The organism is Reyranella sp. (assembly GCF_965229815.1).
In the GTDB taxonomy this organism is placed as follows: domain Bacteria; phylum Pseudomonadota; class Alphaproteobacteria; order Reyranellales; family Reyranellaceae; genus Reyranella.
The window spans coordinates 1,378,684-1,398,918 of sequence record NZ_CBDDJN010000006.1; the positions used below are offsets into that span (position 1 = coordinate 1,378,684).

A 20,235-nucleotide genomic window follows, 5' to 3' on the forward strand; every position below is an offset into this window, starting at 1 on the left:
CCGGTCAGGGCGACTTCACCGCGCAGCGTGCGTTGTCGACGAACAGATCGGTCGTGGGGCCATAGATGACCATGCCGACCCGCACCCCCGGGCCGACCGCCGGCACCAGGGCGTGGGTGTCTTCCACAAGCTTGCCGCCGTTGGTGAACCGGCAATCGATCACCGGGACCACCGTGTTGCCGCTGTTGTTGTCGAGGTAGAGCACGACCTGCCATCGCTTGCCGGGAACGGCGCTGAGCGAGGCATCCCCCAGGTTGACGATGGGAACGGTCGGCCCGGCCGTGATGGGTACGCTGGACAGCGGCACGATGCCCGGCCGCTGCGTCACCACGCCCTTCACCATCACGGCCTGTCCTCGGGGATCGAAGGCGAGATCGGCCGGCGTCGGCGGGCCGCTCTTCATGCCGACATCGAGCGGCGTCCAGATCTGGCCGGTCTTGGGATCGCGGAACTGGGGCACGGCCGCGCTCGCCGGCGCCGCGCTCGACTGACCCGCATTCGGTCGAATGTCGACGCCGCTGCGCGGCACCTGGCCGAAGCCGTCCGCTGAGATCGCCATCATGGCAAGGCCGGCCAGCAAGACACTCGAGAGACCCGTTCGAGACAACTGCATGGAACTCCTCCGTACGGGCAGTCTACTCATCGGCAATCCCCTGAGAAGCGAGGTTCGACCGCCCGTGGCGGCCCGCGGTCAGGAGCCGGCGAGCATCGCCACGACCCAGAGGCTGGCGCCGGCGATGGCGGGCCCGTACGCCACCCGGCGCCCCCGTCGCGCCGGCGCGGCGTCGCCTCCGCCCCCAAGGGCCGCAATCCGGGCGGGCGTGAGCAGGGCTGCCAGCCCGAGCAGGCCGCCGGCCAGGGCCGTGACCGCCAGGAAATCCATCATCAGGGGAAGGCCCGCGAAGAGGCTCGACGCCGCCAGGAGCTTCGCGTCTCCGCCGCCCACGACCCCGCCGGCGAAGGCCAGCACCGCGAGAAGGCTCACGGCGCTCGAGGCCATCAGGGCCAGCATCAGGGCGTGCGGCTGCACGGCACCCGCCGTCCACGCGCCGGCGGCCCAGCCCGCGAAGACCGCCAGGATCGCGGCGGGAATCGCATTGGGGATCGTCAGGGTACGCCAGTCCCACCAGCCAGCGAGGACCACCAGCCCCGCGAACGCCATGAGGCAGAAGGTTTGGACGAGGGACCCAGCGCCGATGACCCAAGGCAGAGACATTGCTGACGCGTCCCACAGATATTTGAGAGATTAGTTTAGGATATCACGCCAAATGGCTGGATAAAAAGAAAAAGGCGGCCTGTTGCCAGGCCGCCTGAGTTTCCCGTCGAGCGAGTTCAGTTTATTGCGTTGGTTACACTGCTCAACACGTTGGAGACTTTTCCACTGACAGAACGCATCGACGCGATCGCTGCGACGGCAATCAAGGAAACGATGAGCGTGAATTCGATGGCCGTCGCGCCTTCCGTGTTCTTCATCAGGCGCCGAAACAGGGACAACATAGGCTTCTCACGCTCCCCAAAAACATCGCGATCCAGTAGCCGCAAACTACCAAGGCCGGATTCTCCCGTCAACTAAAACATTAAATAATTGGCATAACTATCTGAATTTATTGATTCACTACTTGAGGTGCCGGGCATCGATCAGGCGAGCCACGGCGGTGACGAAGCAGAAGAGCGCAAAGGTGCCGGCCAGCCAGGAAAAGGCCGACGGGAACAGGCAGAACAGCACGAAGGCGAGGATGGTCTCGCTGCCCTCGACGAGCCCTGCGGCATGGAAGAACGACTTGCGGCCGCGGCGGCCGTCGTCGGGTTCGGCCCGCAGGCTCGCCAGGACGGCCCGGCCGAGAAAGGACGACGCGGTGCACACGAAGGAGGCCAGCAGGATCGCCGCCCAGAGGGCGTTCCCGGGGACCGCGAGGGCGAACCCCACCGGGACGGCGGCATAGAAGGCCATGTCGCAGAGGATATCGAGATAGCCGCCGAAGGCGGTCGGCTGGCGGTGCCGGGCGATGGCGCCATCCAGTCCGTCGATCAGGCGGTTGAGAAGGATCGCCGCCAGGGCCGCGCCGTAGAGCTGGCCCGCCAGGAATGGCACGGCCAGCAGCCCTACGGCGAGCCCCGCTAGGCTCGCCGCATTGGCGGTCATCCCGGCCCGGGCGAGCCAGGCGCCCGCGCGGTCGAGCGGTGGATCGATCAGCGGCCGCAGGACGGGATCGAGCATCCCTCGCGCGGGTCCTGTCAGTCCTGCCCGGACGCTCCCCGGTCGACGGGGCGAAGGTTCACGATCTCTCCGCCGTCGCGGCTCTGCCGGGCCTGGCGGCGGTAGCTCACCCAGCTGTAGGGAATGAGGGACATGTAGGCGAGACCGAGCAGGGAAAGCCCGATCCAGGGGGAGCTCGCGATGACGCCCATGGCCAGGGCCGCGCCGAGCAGCGCGGGCAGCACGAGGTGGCGCGGCACCCTTCCCTTCTTGAACGAGAAGGTCGGCAGGCGGCTCACCATCAGCCCGCCCACGACCACCAGCGCGACGCCGGACACCAGGGCGTGCCGCGGCCACGAGGCCTCGATCTCGAAGCTCACCATGAGGGGGATCAGGGCCAGCAGGGCGCCGGCCGGCGCCGGCACGCCCGTGAAATAGGATCCCGTCCAGGCCGGCGGCGGCGTGTCCGCGACCAGCGCCGTGTTGAAGCGCGCCAGGCGCAGCGCCGAGCACATCGGGAACATCAGCGTGACGATCCAGCCGAGCGAGCCCGCGCCGTTGAGCGACGAGAGATAGAGGACGAGCGCGGGGGCCACGCCGAAGCAGAGGAAGTCCGACAGCGAGTCGAGCTCGGCGCCGAAGCGGCTGGTCACGCCCAGCCGGCGGGCGACGCGACCGTCGAGCGCGTCGAGCACGGCGGCCACGAAGATCGCGATCACGGCCAGCTTGAACTGGCCCTGCAGGGCGAAGCGGATCGCCGTCAGCCCGGAGCACAGGGCCGCCAGGGTCAGCACGTTGGGGATCAGGCGGTTGATCGAAAAGCCGCGCAAGGGGCCGCGGCGGGCGTGCAGGTCGCTGTCCAAGGCCAAACTCCCGGTCACGATTCCCGCCCCCTGCAGAAGCGGGGCGAGAGGTCCTTACAACGTCAAAGGTCGATGGCCCGCCGCGGTTCCCCGACGGCCGGGTCGAGTTCGGCGATCACGGTCTCGCCGCCGATCATGCGCTGGCCCGGCGCCACCAGCAACCGCGCGCCCGCCGGCAGGTAGAGGTCGGTGCGGCTGCCGAAGCGGATGTGGCCGAAGCGCTCGCCGGCCTGTACGGCCTGGCCGGGCTTCACGCGACAGACGATGCGTCGCGCCACCCATCCCGCGATCTGCACGAACGCCACCGACCGCCCGTCCGCCCGCTTCAGGGAGATCGCCATGCGCTCGTTGTCGTCGCTCGCCTTGTCGGCGGCGGCGTTGAGGAAGCGCGGCCGGACGATAGGCCACGACGTCGATCGTGCCCGTGCACGGCGTTCGATTGATATGGACGTCGAACACGCTCAGGAAGATCGAGACCCGGGTCAGCGCGGCGTCGCCGAGGCCGAGCTCGGCGGGCGGCACCGCGTCGACCACCATCTGGACCAGCCCGTCGGCCGGCGCCAGCAGAACGCCGTCGTCCTGCGGCACGCCGCGCGGCGGGTCGCGAAAGAAGTAGATCGACCAGAGCGTGAGGACCATCATCGGCCAGAACAGCCATGCCACGCCGGTCAGCGCCGCCAGGAAGGTGACGGCGGCGAAGGCGGCGATGAACCGCCAGCCGTCGTCGAGGATCGGCACGAAGAAATTGGCCAGCATGACGCTTTCTCTGGACGGACTCAGTTGACCTTGTCGGGCAGGCTGAAGACCTGACCGGGGTAGATCAGATCGGGGTCCCGGATCTGGTCCTGGTTGGCGCCGAATATGACGGTGTGATGGTAGCCCGCCCCGTAATGCGCGTGCGCGATGTTCCACAGATTGTCGCCCCGCACCACGACCAGCCGGCGCCCGTTCTTGGCGCCGGGCGGCACGGTCACCCGGTCGAACGGCAGCTCGAGCCGCGCCACCGGTTTGCCGTCGCTGGCCAGCCGGTCGAGGCGCAGCGTGTGCTTGCCGGGCGGGACGGCGTCGGGCGGCTTCAGTCGCCAGTGGCCATCCGAGCCGGCGGCGCCTTCGGCGGCAAGCTTGTCGTCGACATAGGCGCGCACGACCGTACCCGGGGACGAGCGGCCGCTGACCGTGATCTGGCCGCGTTCGTCGTAGTCGAGCGTCGACATCACGAGGTCGCCCGACTTCGGCACGCCCGCCTTGCTCGGCGCCTGGACCAGCGTCGACCCGCCGGCAGGAGGCGAGATCATCACCAGCGTCTCCTCGCGGGGACGCTCAGCCCCGGCGCTGGCTCCAGCGGACACGGCCGGCCTGGCGGGCGGCTCGGGCACCACCGCGACGACGACCTGGTCGGAAGTCACCGGCGCCCGCCCCTCGATATGCTCGACGACGCGCAGCTCGTGCTGCCCGGGCGGCAACGGCGGGTCCTGGGCGATCAGGACCCATTCCCCGCGGGAGTCGGCCTGGCCCTGGGCGATCTCTTTGCCGCCGTTCAGCAGGACGATCTTGGCGCCCGCCGTGGCGCGGCCGGCAATCACCGCCCGGCCGTCGGGACCGATCCGGGCGACGTCGAAGGTGGGCGGCACCGTCGGGCGCTGGGGCTTGGCGGTGTTGTCGGGCGCCGGGCGCTTGCTGTCGGCTGCCGCCGGCACGGACGACGAGGCTCCCGGCAGGATGCCGACGGCGGACGCACCGGAGGGCTTCGAGGCCGCGGCCGCGGCGGGCGGCGCCGCCGGCGCGGGGGTCGCGGATGCCGCCGGCGCAGCGGCCGCGGCTGCCGGTGCCGCTTCCGGGGCTGCCGCCGGCGTGATGACACGGTCCAGCGCCGCCTGCTCGCTCCGCTGACGCTGCCAGGCCACGCCAAGGCCCAGCGCGATCACGATGGCGCCTGCGACCACCAGCCAGATTACAGAACGTGACATCGACCTCCCGGCGGTGCGACCACCGGTCCCCATTGGCGTCGCGACCTTCCTCTGCGAAATGATACCATGTCATTCCGGTCCGGAAAGCTGCCGGATCGCCTGTAAATTGAAGCAATTGTCCGCGAGATCCGTGCCCCCGACCGTCCCCTCCTCCCTTTGCGTCTTCTGCGGCTCCCGATTCGGGACCGACCCCGCCACCCGCGACGTCGCCCAGCGCCTCGGCACGATGCTCGCCGAGAAGGGCATCACGCTCGTCTACGGCGGTGGCGGCGTGGGGCTGATGGGGGTCGTTGCCAACGCGGCTCTTGCCGCCGCGGGCCGGGTCGTCGGCGTGATCCCGAGCTTCCTGCTGCGCCGCGAATCCGGCCATCCCGATCTCACGGAGACCGTCGTGGTCGAGACCATGCACGAGCGCAAGCTCACCATGTTCGAACGGTCCGAGGGCATCGTCGTCCTTCCCGGCGGGATCGGCACGCTGGAGGAACTGTTCGAGGTCCTGTCGTGGCGCACGCTCGGCCTGCACGAGAAGCCGATCGTGATCATCGACCAGGGCGGCTACTGGCAGCCCCTCGCGGCGCTGCTGCGCGGCGTCGTGGACGGTGGTTTCGCGGAACGGACCCACCTCGACCACGTCGCCTTCGTGACCGACCTCGATCAGGTCCTGCCCGCGATCGCGGCGATGCCGCGCTCGGCCGGTCTCGAGAACCGGCTGGACCGCGTCTGACGCCGCTTCGGAAGTTGCGCGACACGATCCCGTTCGCCGTCGCCTCGAAACCGCGATGAATCGCAGCGCAAAGTCCTGCGCTCTCGCGGCCGAATGTCCGGGCGACGTCGCCGTGCCGGAGATTGCCTTTGCCTCGCGGCGGTGCAACAAGACAGGCCCGAATCAGCATTAGATCGGCTCAGCCGAGACGAAAAGCGGCGCACGGAGGTGCAGGTATGTCAGATCTCGAGATCGTTTGGACGAAGGTGGATGAAGCGCCCGGGCTCGCAACGTTTTCCCTGCTGCCGATCGTCGAGGCCTTCGTCGGGACCGCCGGCGTGAAGATGAAGCTGAAGGACATCTCGCTGACGGGCCGCATCATCGCCAACTTCCCCGAGAAGCTGAAGCCCGAGCAGAGGATCAACGACGAGCTGGCCGAGCTCGGCAAGCTGGCGATGCGGCCCGAGGCCAACATCATCAAGCTTCCCAACATCTCCGCCTCGATCCCGCAGCTCAAGGCCGCGATCAAGGAGCTGCAGGGCAAGGGCTACGACATTCCGAACTATCCCGACACGGACGCCACGCCGGCCGACAAGGAAATCCGCGCCCGCTACGGCAAGGTGCTGGGAAGCGCCGTCAATCCGGTGCTGCGCGAGGGCAATTCCGACCGCCGCGCCGCCAGCGCCGTGAAGCAGTTCGCCCGCAAGCATCCGCACAAGATGGGCGCCTGGAGCAAGGACTCGAAGACGCGCGTCGCATACATGTCGGGCGGCGACTTCTATGGGTCGGAGGTCGCGACGACTGTTCCGGCCGCGACCAGCGCCCGTATCGAGCTGGTCGCCGACGACGGCGCGACCACCGTGCTGAAGCCGAAGGTGCCGCTCAAGGCCGGCGAAGTCATCGATTGCTCGGTGATGAACGTCAAGGCGTTGCGCGCCTTCTATGCCGCCCAGATCGAGGCCGCGAAGAAGGACGGCGTCCTGTTCTCGCTGCACGTCAAGACGACCATGATGAAGATCTCCGATCCCATCCTGTTCGGCCATTGCGTGTCCGTCTTCTTCGCCGACGTGTTCGAGAAGCACGGCGCGACGCTGAAGCGCCTCGGTGTCGATCCCGACACCGGCGTGGCCGACATGATGGCCCGGATCGAGACGCTGCCCGAGGCCGAGAAGGCCGCCATCAAGGCCGACATCCAGGCCGAGTACGCGAAGCGGCCGGGCCTCGCCATGGTCAACTCGGACAAGGGGATCACCAATCTCCACGTGCCGAGCGACGTGATCATCGATGCCTCGATGCCGGCGATGATCCGCGAATCGGGCAAGATGTGGGGCCCCGACGGCAAGCTGCACGACGTGATCGCCGCGATCCCCGATCGCTGCTACTCGACGCTGTACCAGGCCGTCATCGACGACTGCAAGGCGCACGGCGCGTTCGATCCGAAGACGATGGGATCGGTGCCGAACGTCGGCCTGATGGCGCAGCAGGCCGAGGAGTACGGCTCGCACGACAAGACGTTCGAGGTCGCCAGCGCCGGCACGGTGCGCGTGGTCGCCGAGGACGGCACGGTGCTGATGTCGCAGAAGGTCGAGGCCGGCGACGTCTTCCGCATGTGCCAGGTCAAGGACGAGCCGATCCGCGACTGGGTCAAGCTCGGCGTGCGCCGCGCCCGCCTGACAAGTACGCCGGCGGTGTTCTGGCTCGACGCCAAGCGGGCGCACGATGCCCAGCTCATCGCCAAGGTCGAGAAGTACCTCAAGGAAGAGGACACCAAGGGCCTCGACATCCGCATCCTGGCGCCGGTCGAGGCGATGAAGGTCTCGCTCGATCGCATTCGCAAGGGACTCGACACGATCTCCGTCACCGGCAACGTGCTGCGCGACTACCTGACCGACCTCTTCCCGATCATGGAGCTGGGCACCTCGGCCAAGATGCTGTCGATCGTGCCGCTGCTGGCGGGCGGCGGCCTGTTCGAGACCGGCGCCGGCGGCTCGGCGCCCAAGCACGTCGAGCAGTTCCAGAAAGAGGGCTACCTGCGTTGGGATTCGCTCGGCGAGTTCCTGGCGCTGGGCGCGTCGCTGGAGCACCTGGCCCAGCAGACCGGCAACGAGGACGTGAAGGTCCTGGCCGAGACGCTGGACGAGGCCAACGGCAAGATTCTCGAGAACAACCGGTCGCCCGCCCGCAAGGTCGGCGAGATCGACAATCGCGGCAGCCATTTCTACCTCGCCCTGTACTGGGCCCAGGCGCTGGCCCGGCGCGACAACAGCACGGCGCTCTCGGCCCGCTTCAAGCCCCTGGCCGAGAAGCTGGCGGCCGAGGAGGCCAAGATCGATGCCGAGCTGATCGCCGCGCAGGGCAAGCCGGTCGACACCGGCGGCTATTATCAGCCCGACCAGAGCAAGACCTCGGCGGCGATGCGGCCGAGCGCGACGCTGAACAAGGCCCTCGCCACGCTCTGAGGCCTGATCTGCGCCGACCTCGCTCTTTCATATTCCTCCCCCCGCCAGGGGGAGAGGTTAGGAGAGGGGGAATCGACGTGCGCTGCCCCCTCACCCAGCCTCTCCCCCTGGCGGGGGAGAGGAGCATGAGAAGGGAATGACCGAACAGATGGTCGGCGGCGCCGATGGTTGCCGCACCGGCTGGGTCGTCTGCCGGCGCGGCGCCCGGGGCACGCTGGACCTGCGAGTCGTGAAGACCCTCGCGGAAGCCTGCGAGGGTCTTTCGATTCTGGCCGTCGACATGCCGATCGGTTTCGTCGACCGCCCTCGCCCCCCGCGCCAGTGCGAAGTCGAGGCCCGCCGGCTTCTGCCCGGCAAGGCCAGCTCGGTGTTCCCGACGCCGTGCCGACCGGCGCTCGCCTGCACCACGCACGCCGAGGCCAACGCGCTCAGCAAGAGCCTGGGCGTCGGTATCACCCGCCAGACCTTCAACCTCTTCCCCAAGATGCGCGAGGTCGACGAGCTCCTGTGCGCGCGCCCCCGCCTGAAGCGCATCGTCCGCGAGGCTCATCCCGAGCTCGCCTTCGCGCGCATGAACGGCGGCAGGCCGGTGCTCAGCCGCAAGCGCCGGCCGGACGGCTACGCCGACCGGGCCCGCCTGCTCGAAGCGCACGGCTTCCCCTGCCCCGTCGACCGCCTGCCGGGCGCGGCCCGCGACGACATCCTCGACGCCATCGCCGTCTGCCGCACCGCGCTCCTGATCACGAAGGACCAGGCCACCTGCCTCGGCCCCGCGAAGGAGCGCGACAGCCGCGGCCTGCCGATGAACATCTGGTTTTGACTCTTGCCGGACCTCGGGCCTCCAGGCCCGCTCATCGCTGTCGTCCTGAGCGAAGCGAAGGACCTCATCGCCGCCTGCAACCGGCATGAGATCCTTCGCTACGCTCAGATTCTATGGGGCGACGAGAGGTCGAGAGGTAGGCTTGGAGCGTGACCCACCGAACCTACAGAGGAGCCAATGAAGTCCCCATACATCTTCGACACCCTCGCCGCTGGGGTGGAGCATCGCACAGTGTTCGTGGCGTTTGAACTGGGCAAGGCGAAGTGGAAGCTGGGCATCGTGGTCCCGGGCCTCGGCAAGCTGAGCCAGTACACGGTGGCCGGGGGTGATGTGGCTGCGGTGTCGGAGTTGATCGGCAAGGCCCGTGCCAGAGCCGCCAAGAAGCTCGGCGAGGCCGCGCGGGTCGTGAGCTGCTACGAGGCCGGCTACGATGGCTTTTGGCTGCATCGCTGGCTCGAGGCGCAGGGGATCGAGAGCCGGGTCCTCGATGCGGCGAGCGTGGAGGTCGACCGCCGGGCGCGGCGCGCCAAGACCGACCGGCTGGACCTGGAGAAACTGATGCGTGCCCTGCTGCGGCTGGAGGGTGGCGATCGCCTCGCCTGCAGGGCGGTGCACGTTCCGACGGCGGCGCAGGAAGATGAGCGGCGGCCGTCACGCGAGCGACAGCGGCTGGTCAAGGAGCGAACCAGCCACGTCAATCGGCTGAAGGGCCTGCTGCACGGCCAGGGCGTTCGCCAGACCTGGGGCCGGGCCAAGGACTTCGCGGCGTGGCTGGCGACGCTGTGCACCGGCGACGGTCGGCCCCTGCCGGATCATCTGGTGGCTGAACTGAGGCGCGAACATAGCCGGCTGCTGCTGGTGGAGGAACAACTCGACGAGATCGAGGCGCAAGCCCGGGCGGTGCGCAAGGTCGCTCCCGTCAGCAGCATGGCGGCCAGGGTCAACCAGCTCCTCGAACTCAGGAGCCTGGGCCCCGTCGGCAGCCAGATCCTGGTCGGCGAGGCCTTCTTCCGCGACTTCCAGAACCGCCGCCAGGTCGGCAGCTACTTCGGGCTGACCGGCACGCCCTACAACAGTGGCGACAGTCGTCATGAGCAGGGCATCAGCAAGGCCGGCAATGCGCGCGCCCGCACCATCGCGGTGCAGCTCGCCTGGCTGTGGCTGCGCAATCAGCCCGCCAGCGCGCTCAGCCGCTGGTTCCGTGAACGCGTCGGCCAGCAGAAGGGGGCCGGCAAGCGCATCGCCATCGTCGCCCTGGCACGCAAGCTGATGGTCGCGCTGTGGCGCTTCCTCCACCATGGCGTGGTGCCCGACGGCGCCCAGCTGCGCGCCGTCTAGCAGAGGAGCAGAGGGTGCCTTGAAGAGGGACGGATGATGACCGTTGTCATCCAAGGACCGTACGGCGCCGCCGTCTCAGAGGGGTCTCATCGTCTCTTGGGCAAAGCCTCACGCGTGCATGAGGAACCAGGGTACCGGCTCAACTGTCGCCGGACCGTATGTAAGGTGATGCCGTCCAGCGACGAGCGCCCCAGCAATGCCCAACGTCCCAACGCAAGCACCCAAGACGTCATCCTGTCACCGGCAAAAAAACCAGACGGCAGAACCGTGACTACCTCTTGACTTCTCAAGCCCCATGTAAGGATGACATGCGGCGGAGCTGGACGCCCGCCCCTACTCCGGCTTGATCCCCGCCGCCTGCAGCACCGGCCCCCAGACGCCCGCCTGCACGGCCGTCCAGTCGGCCAGCGCTTGGGGCGTGCCGCCCATGGCGACGAAGCCGCGCTTGCGCAGCTCTTCCTTCATCTCCGGCGTCGACACGCTGGCGTTCAGCGCCTCGTTGAGCTTGGCGACGACCGGCGCCGGCGTGCCGGGCGGCGCGATCAGCGTGTAGACGATGGTGCCGTCGACTTCCCCGAACCCCTGCTCCTTGAAGGTCCGGATGTCGGGCGCCGACGGCGCACGCTCGGGCGCGGCCATGCCGTAGGCCTTGAGCTTGCCGCTCTGCAGGTGCGGCAGGACGCTGGTCAGGCTCGACATGCCGAGCTTGACGTGCCCGCCCAGCAGGTCGGTGACCAGCGGGCCGGTGCCGCGGAACGGCACGTGGGTGAGCTTGATCTTGTTCAGGATCGCGTAGCGCTCGGTCGACAGGTGCATGGGCGTGCTGACGCCGGCCGTGCCGAACTGGACCTCGCCGGGCGCCTTGCGCGCGGCCTCGGTGATGGCGGCGAGATCGGCCCACGGCGCATCGGCGCTGCCCACGAACACCGATTCCTGCTTGGCGACGAAGCCCACCGGAACGAAGGCGGCGGGATCGAAGCCGAGGCGCGCCACGAGGTACGGGAACAGCATCTGGTTGTTGCTGCTCACCAGGACAGTGCCGCCGTCGGACGGCTGCTTGGACACGTATTCGTGTGCCAGCGCGCCCCCCGCGCCGCCCTTGTTTTCGACGATGACGGTCTGGCCCAGCGCCTTCTGCAACGGATCCTGGATCGCCCTCGCGAGCGCATCGGTGCCGCCGCCCGGCGGAAAGGGCACGACGACCTTGACCGGCTGGCCGGGCGCCTGCGCTCGCGCGCCGCCCGCGCCCGCCATCACGAATGCCAACGAGCCGACGAACGTCCGGCGATACACGGTCACTGCGCTTCCTCCTGGTTTTGAGGAAGCCTAAGACAGCAATGGCCGGCAGGAAACCGATGGTTGTCCCGACGGGCGGAACGAGCTTTCGCGCGAAGCCGCGCTCAGGTCATCCCGAGCGCGTGCTTGTAGGTATCGAGGAGCGTCTCCTCCTCGGCGCGGTCGGCGGCATCCTGGCGGCGCAGCGAGACGATCTTGCGCATGATCTTCACGTCGTAGCCCACGCCCTTGGCCTCGCTGTAGACGTCGCGGATGTCGCCGCCGATCGCCTTGCGCTCCTCCTCGAGCTTCTCGATGCGCTCGACGAAGCTCTTCAGCCGATCCGCCGAGATCGGCCCGGCCTTGGTCTTCTTCGAAATGGCGCTGCCGTCGGGCATGTCCATACTCCTTGGTCCCCTGGGGCGGACCATAGGGTTTCGCCCCATGTCGGCTCAATGACGGCGAGCCGCTGAAACATGGGGATATCGGGAATGGTCTTTCCGCCCGCCCCGTGCAGGGGCGTGCCGGCAGTCAGTGCTTGTGCTGCGCCTTGTCGAACGCCTTCTTCTGGTCGGCCGAGGCGTCCTTCTGGTGCTTGGCCTTCCACTCTTCGTACGGCATGCCGTAGACGACCTCGCGCGCCTTGGGATCGGCGATCTCGATGCCACGGGCGCCGGCCTCCTCGCGGTACCAGCGGGACAGGCAGTTGCGGCAGAATCCGGCCAAATTCATCAGGTCGATGTTCTGCACGTCGGTGCGCTCCTGGAGATGCGCGACCAGGCGCCGGAAGGCGGCGGCTTCGAGCTCGGTGCGGGTCTTGTCGTCCATGAGGATCTCCTACAGCCGTGTCCGGGGATATAGGCTGAGGCCGCAGTATAAACCAGCCGGCAGGGGCGCATTGGGGCTGCGCAGCCGCCCCTCCTTGAGGTGCTGCGGCAGCAGGTGGCTGTGCGGGCCGGCCGGCGAACGGCCGCCCGGCGGCGGGATCGGCTGGTGGACCTCGAGCGATGCCAGCGCCGAGCGGAAGATGCGGGTCGGGCTCGCCCGGCCGATCGCCGGGCCGGCCGGGTTGCCGGGCTCGAACAGCGGACGCCCGAGACCCGCATCGATGGCCTCGCGCGTCGCCTGGTCGCCCGGCGCCAGCCGGACCAGCATGTCGACATGCGGCGCCCCGATGCCGAGGTCGAAGGTGCCCTCGCCGACGGCCGCGATCGCCGTTCGCCCCGCCCCCTCGCGCGGCGAGCAGAAGGCGATCTCGCGCAGGCGGCCGTCGTCGCCGGTGAACGCGAGCGCCGTCGCCCCGGAAAGATCGCCGATGTGCAACGCGCCCCGTCGCGTGCTGACCGAGAGAGCGTCGAGGTCGAGGACGAGGTCCGGCTCGTCCGGGTCGTACTGGAACTCGCCGATCGCGCCCCAGGTCCCGACGCTCCAGCCATGGGCCGCCTCGGCCAGATGGCGGCGCGCGACCGCACGGGGATCCTCGGCAAGCGGCTGGCAATTCATGAAGGATGCCTCCAGGCGATGGGCTGAACGATGCCGTCGACGGTAACGGAACGGAAGCTTACGCCATAGGCGGCGTCGATGACCTCGGGTCGCAGCGCCTCCCGCGGCGGGCCCTCGGCAACGACGCGACCGGCGACCAGCACGACGATGCGCTCGGCGTAGCGGGCGGCCAGGCCGAGATCGTGCAGGCTCACGACCACGCAGGCGCCACGCCGCGCCTCACCGCGCAGGATCTCCATCGCATCCAGCGCATAGGATGGATCGAGGCTGGCCACCGGCTCGTCGGCCAGCAGCACGTCGGCCTCGGTCGCGCGCGCGCGCCCCAGCATCAGCCGCGCCCGCTCGCCCTGAGACAGCGTATCGATCGCCCGTTCGGCGAAAGCCGCGCCATCGACGCGTTCGAGCGCCCGGGCGATGGCATCGGCGTCGCCGGCGCTGAGCGGCCGCCCGAGATCGGCGCCATGCGGCAGGCGGCCCAGCGCCACCAGGTCTCGCCCGAGCAACGGCCAGTACACGGCGGCGCTCTGCGGCAGGTAGGCGATGCGCCGAGCGCGCGCTCCCACCGTCAGCTCGGCGAGCGGCCGGCCCGCCAGTTCGACCGTGCCCTCGCGCGGCTCCTCGAGTCCCGCGAGATGGCGCAGCAGCGTCGTCTTGCCGGCACCGTTGGGACCGACGATGGCGACGATCTCGCCGGCGGCGAACGACAGGCCGACGCCGTCGAGCACCGCCCGCCCGTCGCGGCGGCAGACCAGTCCGCGCGTGGCGAGCAGGCTCATGTCGCGAGCCAGGCCGAGCGCGCGCGCCGCACGACGCGCACCAGGAACGGGGCGCCGACCAGCGAGGTGAAGACGCCGAGCTGAAGCTCGAAGGCCGTGGGCAGCAACCGGACCAGGATGTCGGCCGCCAGGACCAGCACCGCCCCCGCCAGCATCGAGGGCACGAGGGTGGCGCCGGGGCGGAACCCCACCCGCGAGCGCACGAGATGCGGCGCCACCAGGCCGACGAAGCCGATGACGCCGGCGACCGAGGTCGCCGCCCCGACCATCAGGCCGACGCCCAGCGTCAGGCGCAGGCCAAGCCGGCCCGGATCGGCGCCGAGGCTGCGCGCCGCCTCCTCGCCCAGCGACAGCGCGTCGAGCCAGCGGCCGGCCCCGAGCACGATCGCCGCGCCGGCGATGATGAAGGGCGCCGAGAGGGCGAGGCTGCGCAGGTCGCGGTCGGCGATCGAGCCCGCGAGCCACAGCGAGATCTCCTGGTAGGCGAAGGGGTTGGGCGAGGCCGCCAGCACCAGCGCGATCAGGGCGGCGGCGACGGCATTGATGGCCACGCCCATCAGCAGCAGCGACACCGTCCCGGTGCCGGCGCGCACCGCGGCCATCAGCAGCGCCACCGCGACGGCGGCCCCGGCGATGCCGGCCAGCGGCAGGGCGAGGCCGATCACCGCGGCGAGGCCGCTGTAGAAGGCGCAGACGGCGGCGAAGCTCGCGCAGGCCGACACGCCGATCACGCCGGGCTCGGCCAGCGGATTGCGCAGCCAGCCCTGCAGCACCGCGCCGCTCAGCCCGAGGGCGCCGCCGATCAGCAGCCCCAGCGTGGCCCGCGGTACACGCAGCTCCAGGAAGATCGCCCAGCCGACCTCCGGACCCAGCCGCCACGGCCACAGCGCCGGCCCGACGGAAAGCGAAACCAGGTAGAGCACGAGGACCAGGACGAGCAGCCGCCGGATCATCGCCGGGCCTCGGCCAGCCGCCGCAGGACCTCGATGTTCTCCGGCCCAGCGCAGATCGAATACTTCAAGGGGATGGAGACCAGCTTCGCCTTGCCCGCGAGGCTCGCCAGCGCCTGATGGTCGACGAACTCGGTGGCCCGGGCCGGGCTGCGGTTCGCGCCCCCGTCCAGCACCAGAAGGTCGGGTCGGCCCGCGAGCACCGCCTCGATCGGCAGGCGCCCGTAGGCCCGGATGCCGAGCTCGGCGGCGAGATTGCGATAGCCGGCGAGCCGCAGGAGCTCGTCATAGAGGCTGCCCCGCCCGGCCGTGCCGCGATTTGCCTGCAGGACGGCCGCCAGCGGATCGGGCGGCTCTGGAGGCACGAGGGCGCGCTGCCGCTCCTGCATTCCCTGCACCAGCGCCTCGCCCTCGGCCTCGCGTCCGAGGGCACGCGCGATCGCGCGGATCAGCGACTGCGACTCTTCGAGCGACGCCGCCCACGGCACCTCGAGAATGGGCACACCGGCCATCCGCACCAGGCGCTTCACCGCGGCATGTGCATCGCGGTCGAAGATGACGAGATCGGGCTGCCGGTCGAGGATCGATTCGACCCGGGCGCGCACCGCCGGCACGTCGCGCGCCTGCTCCGCCAGCACGGAGATCCGCGGATCGTGCGCCAGGTAGCTGACGCCGACGAGCTGGCCGGGGGCCGCCAGCCGCAGCGCCATCTGGTCGAGGCACAGGTTCACCGTGATCACGCGCCGCGGCGCCTGCGCCCCGGCCGGCGCGGCGATCACGAGGCCGAGAACCGCCAGCAGGACGCGCAGCGTCATCCGCATGGGACCGGACGCCAGTTCGAGAGCTGCCGCGACCGGCGCTCCCAGTCCACCAGGACGAGCGCCGCTTCCGCCGACGCGTGGGCAAAGGTGAGGCTGCCGCCGGCGGCGGCGACCGAGCGCGCGCCGGTGAAGTCCAGCGCATCGACGCCGGTGCGATTGCACACCAGCACCGGACGGCCGGTCCGCAGCGAGGCCCGTTCCCATTCGCCGCTGGGACCGTGCTCGCCGGGCGCCCAGGCCGCCGACGAAACCAGCAGGTCGACACCCTGCTCGGCGGTCTCCCCGACCAGCCGTTCCGAGTACATGTCGGCGCAGACGAACAGGCCCAGCCTTCCGATGTCGCCGGCCGCGACGACGGTCGCCCGGTCGCCGGCCGTCGACCACGATTCCGATCCGGCCTTCAGCGCCAGCACCTTGCGGTGATGGCCCCGCCGGGCACCGTCCGGGCCGAACAGGATCATGCTGTTGAACAGGTGATCCCCCGCTTCGGGCGTGCCCAGCAGCAGGAAGAGGTTCGCCTGCCGGGCGAGGTCGCCGGCCCATTCCAGCAACGCCGCCTGCCCTTCGGCGATCCAGGCGGTGCCGATGCGGTCGCGGAAGCCGTAGCCGCTCACGGCGAGCTCCGGAGTGACGGCCAGCCGGGCGCCGAGGCTCGCCGCCCGGCGCACGGCATCGCCGATCAGGCGCTTGTTGTGCCCGATCTCGCCCGGCCGCGGCGCCAGGTGAAGGAGCGCCAGGGTGGCCGGCGCCTCGGCTCTTGCGTGGCTCACGGGAGCCGAGACTATCGCACCCGCCGACGCCTTCATCAGCTTTCGTCGGCCGGGACCGGTCAAAACTTGGCCTTCACGCCGAAGAAGGCCTGGAAGTACGGGGCCTGGAAGCCCTCGGGCTCCTCGTAGACCTGGTTCAGCACGTTCTCGGCGCGGGCGAAGAGCTGGACGCTCTTGATCACGTCGTACTGCGCCGTGAAGCGCAGCAGCGTGTAGGGCGAGGGCTGCATGATCGCCCCGGTCACGGCGTTGAAATCGTAGCGGCTGCTGACCTGCAGGACGCCGACGCCGAACAGGGTGCTCTCCCACGGCCGCACCTCGGCGCGGACGTTGAAGACATCCTGCGGCCGGCGCACCAGCGGTACGTTGGCATCGACGTTGCGCGCGATCGTGTAGGTGTAGTCGAACCAGAGGTCGAGCCACTTCACCGGGCTCAGCTGCACGAAGGCCTCGAAGCCCTCGCTCTGGGCGTTGGCGACGTTCTGCAGCGTGGTGAAGGGCGGCGGGCACTGGATCAGGTTCGAGTAGGTGTTGAAGAAGTAGGTGATGCCGGCCTTGACCTTGCGGTCGAACAGCCCCTGCTCGACGCCGACCTCGTAGCCGCGGCTGTACTCGGGCTGGATGTTGCGGTTGCCGCCGCAGAACGCGCCCGGTCCGTAGAGCTCGAACAGCGAGGGTGCCTTGAAAGCGGTACCGTACGACGCCTTGAGCTTGGTGTCGGTCGGCGCCCAGAGGTAGGACGCGCCGGCTCGCCATGTGCCTACGCTGCCGAACGTGTCGTTGAAATCGACGCGCCCGCCGAGGTTGAGGTTGAATCCCTCGAAGGGATTGAGCCGGAGCTGGCCGTAGAGGCCGGTCTGCACCATCGTGCCCCAGGCCTGCGTCGCCGGGGTGAACGGCCCGACCGAATTGGTGTAGGCCCACTGCCGGTCGTAGTCGAGACCGGCGATGACCTCGACCTGGTCGATGATCGAGATCAGGTTCTTGAAGTCGCCTTGCAGGCGGCGGCCGTTGAACCACGAATCGGTCGTGAACGGGAACGGCACCTGGGGGCTGGCATAGTCGAGATCGTGCCGCGTGATGGTGCTGTAGTTGATGCCGAGCACCGGCTTCCAGCGGCCGTCGAAGTAGTTCCCGTCGATCTCGGCGCGGGTGAAGAACTGCTGCGAGTAGCCGTTGGCGTTGGGATCCTCCTGCCCGACCTGGTCGTAGTTGATCCGGGCGTCGATGTAGCGGCCGTACCAGTTGAGCTGCGTGTTGTCGTTGATCTCGAAGCCAAGCCGCGCCGCCAGCGTGATGTTGCGGTAGGGATCGATGTCGACGAAGCCGCCGTTCGGCGTGAAACGGGCGGGCACCGGCGTGTCGTTGGGCGTGAACATGCCGCCGAACGTGAAGTTGTAGTTGAAGCGTCCCTCGCTGCCGCGGACGTAGGCGCCGCTGTTGCTCCACAGGCGCGTGCCGAGCTCCGTGAAGGCAGCGCCGTTCATCGGCCCCTTGCCGGCCTTGGTGACCAGGTTGATGACGCCGCCGATCGCCTGGGAGCCGTACATCGTGCTCATCGGGCCGCGCACGATCTCGATCCGGTCGAGGTTCTCGGTGAGCAGGTTGGCGAAGTCCGGCGCGCCGTTGGGCGTCGACGGATCGTTGACCGTGATGCCATCGACCAGCACCAGGACGTGGTTGGAGTTGGAGCCGCGCACGAACACCGAGGTCTGGGTGCCGGGGCCGCCCGACTGCTGCACCGAGACGCCGGGCACCGTCTTCAGCACCTCGCCAGCCGTGCGCAGCTGCCGCCGCTCCATCTCCTCCCGCGGCACCACCGTGTAGCTCGACGTGATCTTGTTCGGGTCGGTCGGGAAGCGGTCGGCGGTCACGACCGTGGCCGGCATCATGCCGTCCGGCTCGGTCTGGGCGAGGGCCGGCAAGGGCAAAAGAAGAAACAGGACAAGCAGAAGGCGACGGAATGGCGTCATCGGACGATCCCCCAAAGCAGAACACGCACAAGGCGCGTCACCGCTCGGTTGACCGTCCCGTCGGAACATCCCGTCCGCGGAAGAGCGACGCTATCGCCGGCAGGTCTTCTGGCTCGCGGGTCGTCGCTCCTGCCCGCCTTCCCGGCCTCCCGCGCTCGTGCTGGAGGTCCAGTGGCCTGTTGGGCAGTCGCTCGCCGCTCACAGCTGCGGGTACAGCCGCCGATTAGGCCCTCGCCTCTTCCGAGGTTGCAGGCTGCACGGCGTTCCCTTTTCGCCTCCGGTAAGGAGGACCGACGATGGCGGCATCAATAGCGATCTGGCGGCCGCCGTCAAGATTCCGCCGCAATGAAATCGAGCTGTAGGCAACTATTCGCGAAAATGCATACTGAAGCGTGCTCATGAACGCCGACCGCGGCCCGCGCCGTTCCCTGATCCTCGTCTACGGCGTGCTGCTGGCGGCGAACCTTGCCGCCTGGGCCTGGGCGTTCCTGTTGTTCCACGACCAGCCGCTGCTCCTCGGGACGGCGCTGCTGGCCTACGGGTTCGGCCTGCGTCACGCGGTCGATGCCGACCACATCGCCGCCATCGACAACGTCACGCGCAAGCTGATGCAGGAAGGCCAGCGCCCGGTCGCGGTCGGCTTCTTCTTCGCGCTCGGCCATTCGACGGTCGTGGTGCTGGCCGTCGCCGGCGTCGCGGCGACCGCGACGCTGCTCGCCGACCGGTTCGGCGCCTTCAAGGCGGTCGGGGGCATGATCGGCACGCTGGTCTCCGCCTTCTTCCTGTTCGCGATCGCGGCCGCCAATATCGTCATCCTGCGCGGCATCTGGCGGACCTTCCGCCATGTGCGCGCCGGCGGCGACTACGTGGCGGAAGACCTCGACCTGCTCCTCAACGAGCGCGGCCTGGTCGCCAGGTTCTTCCGGCCGCTGTTCCGGCTGATCCGCCGGAGCTGGCACATGTACCCGCTGGGCTTCCTGTTCGGCCTGGGCTTCGACACCGCGACGGAAGTGGCCCTGCTGGGCATCTCGGCCAGCCAGGCCGCGCAGGGCCTGTCGATCTGGTCGATCCTGGTGTTCCCTGCCCTGTTCGCCGCCGGCATGGCGCTGGTCGACACGACGGACGGCGTGCTGATGCTCGGTGCCTACCGCTGGGCCTTCGTCAAGCCGATGCGCAAGCTCTACTACAACCTGACCATCACCCTGGTGTCGGTCGTGGTGGCCGTGGTGATCGGCGGCATCGAGGTGCTGGGCCTGGTCGCCGACCGCCTCGCGCTCTCGGGCGGGTTCTGGGAGGTCGTCGAGCAGCTCAACGACAATTTCAACGAGCTGGGTTTCATCATCATCGGGGTCTTCATCGTCGCCTGGATCGGCTCGGTCCTCGTCTATCGCTACTCGGGACTCGACGGAGTCGAGGTCACGCGCGCCGGCGACTGAGGCCGCCGCGCCGCAATCAGCGGCCTGCTGCGGCCGATCGCGGCTCCTCTCCTGCAGCTGCGGCCCGCCCGGACGCGACGGATATCTTGCGCGCCGCCTGCGCCTGCATTCCTGGAGCTGCGCTCCGCACGCCCTCGCTCCCTGTCTCCACGGATGCAGCTTGACCGCCCCGGTGCGCCACTCTACGAGGACGCATCGACGGTCCTCCTTAACGGAGGCGAACAGGGAATGCCGTGACGCTCCCTTCAGGAGCCAATCGGCAGCTGTACCCGCAGCTGTAAGCGGCGAGCGAATGCCCATACGTCACTGGATTTCGGTCCGGGAAGACGGGCAGGAGCAAAGACCCGCAAGCCAGAAGACCTGCCGGCGATAGCGTCGCTCTTC

At 69.2% G+C, this 20,235-nt stretch carries 20 protein-coding genes, 1 pseudogene and 2 riboswitches; of the genes and pseudogenes, 5 read left to right on the forward strand and 16 right to left on the reverse strand.

Features of this window, described 5'->3' with window-relative positions:
• Positions 1-4: 4 nt before the first annotated feature.
• The 7 genes and pseudogenes from ACO073_RS17940 to ACO073_RS17970 all read right to left on the reverse strand — a co-directional run bounded on the left by ACO073_RS17940 (position 5) and on the right by ACO073_RS17970 (position 5,027).
• The gene (locus tag ACO073_RS17940; RefSeq protein WP_421999046.1) at positions 5-562 is read right to left on the reverse strand and encodes a hypothetical protein; all 558 of its coding nucleotides are present in this window, start codon (positions 560-562) and stop codon (positions 5-7) included.
• A gap of 129 nt (positions 563-691) precedes the next feature.
• Entirely contained in the window at positions 692-1,162 is a 471-nt protein-coding gene (locus ACO073_RS17945; RefSeq protein ID WP_421999047.1) for a prepilin peptidase, read from the reverse strand.
• 170 nt (positions 1,163-1,332) lie between these two features.
• On the reverse strand, positions 1,333-1,569 hold the full coding sequence (locus ACO073_RS17950; protein WP_421999048.1) for a Flp family type IVb pilin: 237 nt from the start codon (positions 1,567-1,569) through the stop codon (positions 1,333-1,335).
• Between the two features lie 46 nt (positions 1,570-1,615).
• Entirely contained in the window at positions 1,616-2,218 is a 603-nt protein-coding gene (locus ACO073_RS17955; RefSeq protein ID WP_421999049.1) for a CDP-alcohol phosphatidyltransferase family protein, read from the reverse strand.
• A gap of 17 nt (positions 2,219-2,235) precedes the next feature.
• Complete coding sequence (pssA, locus tag ACO073_RS17960) at positions 2,236-3,060, reverse strand: CDP-diacylglycerol--serine O-phosphatidyltransferase (RefSeq protein WP_421999050.1); 825 nt, start codon at positions 3,058-3,060, stop codon at positions 2,236-2,238.
• 62 nt (positions 3,061-3,122) lie between these two features.
• A pseudogene (locus tag ACO073_RS17965) lies at positions 3,123-3,816 on the reverse strand (phosphatidylserine decarboxylase).
• Positions 3,817-3,836: 20 nt separating this feature from the next.
• Positions 3,837-5,027 (reverse strand): LysM peptidoglycan-binding domain-containing protein, encoded by a 1,191-nt coding sequence (locus ACO073_RS17970; protein ID WP_421999051.1) that lies wholly within the window; start codon positions 5,025-5,027, stop codon positions 3,837-3,839.
• A 115-nt stretch (positions 5,028-5,142) separates the two neighbouring features.
• On the opposite strand from ACO073_RS17970, the gene ACO073_RS17975 reads away from it, so the two are divergent.
• The 4 genes from ACO073_RS17975 (at position 5,143) to ACO073_RS17990 (ending at position 10,347) form a co-directional block, all read left to right on the forward strand.
• Complete coding sequence (locus ACO073_RS17975; protein WP_421999052.1) at positions 5,143-5,751, forward strand: TIGR00730 family Rossman fold protein; 609 nt, start codon at positions 5,143-5,145, stop codon at positions 5,749-5,751.
• A 215-nt stretch (positions 5,752-5,966) separates the two neighbouring features.
• On the forward strand, positions 5,967-8,189 hold the full coding sequence (locus ACO073_RS17980) for an NADP-dependent isocitrate dehydrogenase (RefSeq protein WP_421999053.1): 2,223 nt from the start codon (positions 5,967-5,969) through the stop codon (positions 8,187-8,189).
• A gap of 136 nt (positions 8,190-8,325) precedes the next feature.
• Positions 8,326-9,009: a DUF429 domain-containing protein gene (locus ACO073_RS17985; protein WP_421999054.1), complete on the forward strand. Its 684-nt coding sequence runs from the start codon at positions 8,326-8,328 to the stop codon at positions 9,007-9,009.
• Between the two features lie 177 nt (positions 9,010-9,186).
• Positions 9,187-10,347, forward strand: a complete 1,161-nt coding sequence (locus ACO073_RS17990; protein WP_421997200.1) for an IS110 family transposase — start codon at positions 9,187-9,189, stop codon at positions 10,345-10,347.
• Positions 10,348-10,680: 333 nt separating this feature from the next.
• Here the strand turns inward: ACO073_RS17990 and ACO073_RS17995 are convergent, their stop codons facing one another.
• From ACO073_RS17995 to ACO073_RS18035, 9 genes are all read right to left on the reverse strand, one after another.
• Positions 10,681-11,646, reverse strand: coding sequence for a Bug family tripartite tricarboxylate transporter substrate binding protein (locus ACO073_RS17995; protein WP_421999055.1), 966 nt, complete (start codon positions 11,644-11,646; stop codon positions 10,681-10,683).
• Positions 11,647-11,747: 101 nt separating this feature from the next.
• A complete protein-coding gene (locus ACO073_RS18000; RefSeq protein WP_421999056.1) occupies positions 11,748-12,020 on the reverse strand; it encodes a DUF2312 domain-containing protein in 273 nt (90 codons plus the stop codon).
• Positions 12,021-12,153: 133 nt separating this feature from the next.
• Positions 12,154-12,450: a DUF1244 domain-containing protein gene (locus tag ACO073_RS18005; protein ID WP_421999057.1), complete on the reverse strand. Its 297-nt coding sequence runs from the start codon at positions 12,448-12,450 to the stop codon at positions 12,154-12,156.
• Between the two features lie 9 nt (positions 12,451-12,459).
• On the reverse strand, positions 12,460-13,125 hold the full coding sequence (locus tag ACO073_RS18010) for a DUF6925 family protein (protein ID WP_421999058.1): 666 nt from the start codon (positions 13,123-13,125) through the stop codon (positions 12,460-12,462).
• Positions 13,122-13,901: an ABC transporter ATP-binding protein gene (locus ACO073_RS18015; protein ID WP_421999059.1), complete on the reverse strand. Its 780-nt coding sequence runs from the start codon at positions 13,899-13,901 to the stop codon at positions 13,122-13,124. The genes ACO073_RS18010 and ACO073_RS18015 overlap by 4 nt, the downstream gene beginning before the upstream one ends.
• On the reverse strand, positions 13,898-14,854 hold the full coding sequence (locus tag ACO073_RS18020; protein ID WP_421999060.1) for a FecCD family ABC transporter permease: 957 nt from the start codon (positions 14,852-14,854) through the stop codon (positions 13,898-13,900). The genes ACO073_RS18015 and ACO073_RS18020 overlap by 4 nt, the downstream gene beginning before the upstream one ends.
• Positions 14,851-15,666 carry an ABC transporter substrate-binding protein gene (locus ACO073_RS18025; RefSeq protein ID WP_421999061.1) on the reverse strand — a complete coding sequence of 272 codons (816 nt, stop codon included), beginning with the start codon at positions 15,664-15,666 and terminating at the stop codon, positions 14,851-14,853. Before ACO073_RS18025 ends, ACO073_RS18020 begins: the two co-directional genes overlap by 4 nt.
• Entirely contained in the window at positions 15,663-16,442 is a 780-nt protein-coding gene (locus tag ACO073_RS18030; RefSeq protein WP_421999062.1) for a carbon-nitrogen hydrolase family protein, read from the reverse strand. Before ACO073_RS18030 ends, ACO073_RS18025 begins: the two co-directional genes overlap by 4 nt.
• Positions 16,443-16,501: 59 nt before the next feature.
• Positions 16,502-18,367: a TonB-dependent receptor plug domain-containing protein gene (locus ACO073_RS18035; RefSeq protein ID WP_421999063.1), complete on the reverse strand. Its 1,866-nt coding sequence runs from the start codon at positions 18,365-18,367 to the stop codon at positions 16,502-16,504.
• 129 nt (positions 18,368-18,496) lie between these two features.
• Positions 18,497-18,725, reverse strand: a riboswitch (cobalamin riboswitch).
• Between the two features lie 88 nt (positions 18,726-18,813).
• Here ACO073_RS18035 and ACO073_RS18040 point away from each other — a divergent pair.
• The gene (locus ACO073_RS18040; RefSeq protein ID WP_421999064.1) at positions 18,814-19,851 is read left to right on the forward strand and encodes a HoxN/HupN/NixA family nickel/cobalt transporter; all 1,038 of its coding nucleotides are present in this window, start codon (positions 18,814-18,816) and stop codon (positions 19,849-19,851) included.
• A gap of 182 nt (positions 19,852-20,033) precedes the next feature.
• Positions 20,034-20,234: riboswitch (cobalamin riboswitch) on the forward strand.
• Position 20,235: the final 1 nt, after the last annotated feature.